Annotated in this window: 5 protein-coding genes; 2 read left to right on the plus strand and 3 right to left on the minus strand. The window is 39.7% G+C overall.

Going from position 1 to position 3,508, the window contains the following annotated elements:
• Positions 1-94 precede the first annotated feature (94 nt).
• Together truC and CXF78_RS17330 are read right to left on the minus strand one after the other, a co-directional pair.
• Entirely contained in the window at positions 95-976 is an 882-nt protein-coding gene (gene truC, locus CXF78_RS17325; protein ID WP_102037459.1) for a tRNA pseudouridine(65) synthase TruC, read from the minus strand.
• Between the two features lie 83 nt (positions 977-1,059).
• Positions 1,060-1,422 (minus strand): YqcC family protein, encoded by a 363-nt coding sequence (locus CXF78_RS17330; RefSeq protein WP_011636735.1) that lies wholly within the window; start codon positions 1,420-1,422, stop codon positions 1,060-1,062.
• A 48-nt stretch (positions 1,423-1,470) separates the two neighbouring features.
• On the opposite strand from CXF78_RS17330, the gene CXF78_RS17335 reads away from it, so the two are divergent.
• Positions 1,471-2,484, plus strand: coding sequence for a DUF3549 family protein (locus CXF78_RS17335; protein WP_011636734.1), 1,014 nt, complete (start codon positions 1,471-1,473; stop codon positions 2,482-2,484).
• The gene (locus CXF78_RS17340; RefSeq protein WP_011636733.1) at positions 2,481-2,867 is read left to right on the plus strand and encodes a DUF3301 domain-containing protein; all 387 of its coding nucleotides are present in this window, start codon (positions 2,481-2,483) and stop codon (positions 2,865-2,867) included. Before CXF78_RS17335 ends, CXF78_RS17340 begins: the two co-directional genes overlap by 4 nt.
• Positions 2,868-2,961: 94 nt before the next feature.
• On the opposite strand, the gene CXF78_RS17345 is transcribed toward CXF78_RS17340, so the two are convergent.
• A partial coding sequence (locus tag CXF78_RS17345) for a hypothetical protein (RefSeq protein WP_219622089.1) occupies positions 2,962-3,508 on the minus strand: 547 nt, incomplete at its 5' end.

Here is a 3,508-nt window from a genome sequence, read left to right on the forward strand (position 1 = left end):
ACTATTATTTCCACATCGAACAACAGCAGCACGAACCCATACCGCATATCCCCGAATTTGAAAAGCTTAAAGCCTTGCTTGCAGACCGAATGAATTAACTTAATAACATACTTGGCATTGATGATAATTGATCATCATCCCAGCCAAATGCGTTAAAAACAGTCAACCATTCAGCTTCTAACTCAGTTTCAATATGCATTGATTGCTGAGTTACTGGGTGTACAAACTGCAAGCTTTTTGCAATCAACCACAAACGGTTAATAGTAAAATGTTCGCGAAAGAACTTATTTTGTTTACCATCGCCATGGGTTGTATCACCAACAATTGGATGACGTAAATGTGCCATATGACGACGTAATTGGTGCTTGCGGCCAGTATGAGGGCTTAATTTTACCAAGCCATAACGACTAGTTGGGTATCGACCTGAACTAAACGGTATTTCCGTATTCAATAATGGTTGATAATCCGTCACGGCATCTTGAGCAGCCTTGTTCTGGTCCACATGTTTATCGCCTAAATCATCAAACTCCTGTTTTAGGGCATAATCTAGCGTGCCAGACTTATGCATATTGCCACGAACAATGGCTAAATAATGCTTCTTAATACTATGATCAGCAAATTGCTCACATAATGCACGAGCCACCTCACTCGATTTGGCAAACAGTAATACTCCAGATGTAGGTCTATCTAGGCGGTGCACCGGAAAAACATGGCAGCCCACTAAATCACGAGTCATCTGCATCGCAAAAAATCGCTCCCTACGGGCTAAATAACTACGATGAACCAATAAACCTGCAGGCTTATGGATAGCAACTAGGTGCTCATCTTCAAATAGAATGTCGATATGGGGAGGGTGTAAGTCATCGTCTAATTCGGTATCTGCAGTAGCGTTCTCATCAATATATTCCGAGCCTATTTGTTCATATAAGTCATCGTTATCTAATGAGTATTCAGCATCGTTTTCTTTTGAGATCATGTGTTATCACTTTACTTATTATGTATTGGCCAACTCAGAATCGGCTTAGTTTGTTTTGTTATGTGGTGGCGTTTGTTGCTCGCTTAACGCTGACTGAGCAAAGTATCAAATTGTTGTAATTGAGCAATCAGAACATCCCCATAGTGCATACCTTGCCACACATGCTCAGCCATGGGCGCTAAAGCCATATTGGTCGGCAAAGGCTGTCGTTGCACAACTAACTCGGTCATCTTTGGAATAAAAATAAACTGCAACCATTGCTCAAATGCCATTACATCGCAGCTAAATGGTGCCGTACTCGTTAAAGCAGATACCGGAGGTGAGGTATCAGACCACAACTGAAATTCCTTAAGCAATTGTTCTAATTTAATTAAATAATTATGGCTGGCTAAATAAAGCATAAACATGAACGACAATATAAAGGCTAAGTCGGAGTATGATATCATTTAGCCCATTGAATACCCATCCAACTTCTTTGATTTAGTGACGACCCCATGACCGAGATAACCACCTTAAGCCAGTTTCTGACGACCGCAAATACTCAATTTCAAATATACGATTTAGGTCGTCGAGTGCAACATATCGATATGTTAGCTTTTCAGCAAATTGACTCTTTACTGGCGCCGTATCCTTATCCCATTCAAGGCCATGCGCAGTTTGCTATCGTGTTTTGGCAACAAGAGCAATTACCCTATATTTGGTTTGTAAAATTACCTTTAGATGAACAAGGTTTATTATCTCCTGCGCCTCGAACTCAGTTTATTAAAATGATTTTAGAAGCCCTGGGTCGTAATCCAACCCAAGCATTAACTGATGCACAGCAAGAACAATTAGCCAATCACCCTTTCAGCTTTAAACCTAACCAACACAAACTGGCGTTATTTAATGCATTGGTCAGGCTTCAGCTTGGTCAACCAGCATCGAGCCAATATGAATTTGCTACGCAGTATTTGTCTGGCCAAGCAGCGCAAGACACATGGCCACAACTGGGTTTACAAGGTTTAGCCGATATTTGCGTTCGCGCACATCAATTCAACCATCTTGATGACATTATAAATGCACTTGATAATGCACCTATTGAAGTGCAAGCCGCCCTTTGCCAATGCTTAGAACACATTAATATTGATAAACGCCTTGCGGAACACTTATTTAATCAATTAGAACAAGCTCAAGATCATATAAAAGTGATGTATTTAGCGGCATTAGCATCTGATGTTCAATACAGTATGACAGCGATTAACCAACTCAATGAACAACAACATTTAGACGACAACACGCTAATAACAATTGCAGCACGTAACTGGTTAGCGTTAAAAGATGATGCCACTCGTAAACACTATTTAGAAGCGCTAGCAAAACAGCCACAGCACTTCTTTAATCAAGTATTTGCTGATATCGTGGCAATACCTAGCTTACGTTCTGGATTATTAGCCGACTTAAGGCATCCTGACAGAAGCGTTCAATTAGCAACCGCGATTGGCGGATTATTTAGAGCAACCAGCCTATGATGACTGATTTTTTATTAATTGTTGCTTTAGTTGTTGTTGCTGCTTTTTTTTGGCAACTTCGACAAATGGCAGAGTTAAGCCGAACGATTACAGAGCAAGCCTGTAAAAAACAAAACGTACAACTACTCGCTATTGCGATGGAATCGGCCCGTCCAAGTATTGGTGGCAGTACTGGCATTTGTTGGAAAGCAACATTCATGTTCGAATTTAGCACCGATGGCATTAACCAATATCGAGGCCATATTTTAATGCATGGTAATCGAGCAAAAAAAATCGAATGGCCCATTTTCCCAGAACCAGAATGGATGGATGCTCCACTGGCCAGCGGTAAATTTGGCAGTTGTGGAAGCAGTAAAAGCTGTGATTCAGGTAAATGCCATTAAAGCAGTTCTACTTTTTAGGCAAAATAACTAAGAAATGATATAAAAAAACGCTATTTTTCAAAAAAATAGCGTTTTTTATTGCCCCAAAATGCAATTAAGTTTGTGGATTGTTGAGGATTTTATAATCGCTGTAGGTAACAGTTTGAACACTGTCGAGTGACTTAAAAATTGCCGCTGTACCCATTATAGTGGTTGATGTATGAGCTGGCATCACTAATCCCTCAAACACATCAAAACTTAACTCTAATTCAAATTTAGTTAAAGTAACTGAAAACGCAGGATTTATCTCGTCAGTATTTCTGATGATAATTTTACGTAAATGCTTGGATGTTTTATCCAAATAAAGCACGCCTGCTAATGAGTTATTGTCTAGCTCATCAATATTGGGTGTAAACGTAAATGACATATTATTGTCATCCTCACCGACAAAAACCAATGTCGACAAATCAATTAAATCAGAAAACGCTAATTCATAGCTAGTTTCGTCTTTATCTTCATGCAGATCTTGTTGACGCTCTCGGTATTCAGTTAAGCGCTTTTTACTAGGAGTATCACCATTTTCAGACACCAAACTCCAACGTTCAGTTTCAGGTAAGGATGCATTGAATTGTTCAATACGTGTCATGTCGGGCATCACTGTT

The organism is Shewanella sp. 11B5, assembly GCF_002836795.1.
Taxonomy (GTDB): Bacteria; Pseudomonadota; Gammaproteobacteria; order Enterobacterales; family Shewanellaceae; genus Shewanella; species Shewanella frigidimarina.

Excerpts from the sequence above, each read along its gene's own strand:
- CXF78_RS17340 (WP_011636733.1), top strand. The coding sequence starts at position 2,481 with ATGATGACTGATTTTTTATTAATTGTTGCTTTAGTTGTTGTTGCTGCT.
- CXF78_RS17330 (WP_011636735.1), bottom strand. The coding sequence starts at position 1,422 with ATGATATCATACTCCGACTTAGCCTTTATATTGTCGTTCATGTTTATG.
- truC (WP_102037459.1), bottom strand. The coding sequence starts at position 976 with ATGATCTCAAAAGAAAACGATGCTGAATACTCATTAGATAACGATGAC.
- CXF78_RS17335 (WP_011636734.1), top strand. The coding sequence starts at position 1,471 with ATGACCGAGATAACCACCTTAAGCCAGTTTCTGACGACCGCAAATACT.